This is a genomic window from Dietzia cinnamea NBRC 102147 (assembly GCF_001571065.1).
Taxonomy (GTDB): Bacteria; Actinomycetota; Actinomycetes; order Mycobacteriales; family Mycobacteriaceae; genus Dietzia; species Dietzia cinnamea.
Window position 1 is genome coordinate 1 of sequence record NZ_BCSW01000152.1, and the last position, 609, is coordinate 609.

General features: G+C 67.0%; 1 protein-coding gene and 1 pseudogene. Both read left to right on the forward strand.

The window, feature by feature from the left end; translation table 11 throughout:
- Positions 1-262: pseudogene (locus tag DCI01S_RS17760) on the forward strand (terminase large subunit); the annotation flags it as partial.
- The coding region (locus DCI01S_RS16555; protein ID WP_156482674.1) for a phage portal protein at positions 259-609 on the forward strand (351 nt) is incomplete at its 3' end. The pseudogene DCI01S_RS17760 and the gene DCI01S_RS16555, both read left to right, overlap by 4 nt.

Sequence of the window (609 nt, forward strand, 5' to 3'; positions counted from 1 at the left end):
TGCCGGCCGAATGGCCCCGGCAACGGACCGCATGTATCAGGCAATCGCCACCGGAGAGGTGACGCATGACGGGGATGCCCGCATGGCCTCGCACTTCGCCCACTGCATCGCCAAGAGGACCCCGCAGGGGGATCTCGTCTCCAAGGACAAGCGGGGTAGCCCGCGGAAGATCGACGCCGCCGTGGCGGCAATCGTCGCCCTAGATCGCGCCGCCTGGCACGCAACACAACGACAGAAGAGAAAGGTGGTCTCATTCCGATGACCAGACCAGCAGTGAAAGACATGCTCCAGAAGATCGACAACAGGGCACCGGCCCTGTCCATGCTCGAGCGCTACTACGCGGGAAGGCAGGAGCTGGCCTACCTCACGCCGGAGGCGCGGGAGGCTATCGGCACGAAGTTCGACCGGCTCGCCGTCAACGTCCCCCGGCTCCTGGTGTCCGCGATCTCCGAACGGCTCACGGTGTCCGGGTTCGACGTCGCCGGCCAGCGTTCCGACAAGCTGTGGAGCCTGTGGACCGGATCGGATCTCGACCAGCTCGCCGCCCAGGCCCACCGGGAGGCCCTGGTCCTCGGATCGGCCTACGCCCTGGTGTGGGCGGACCGTCAC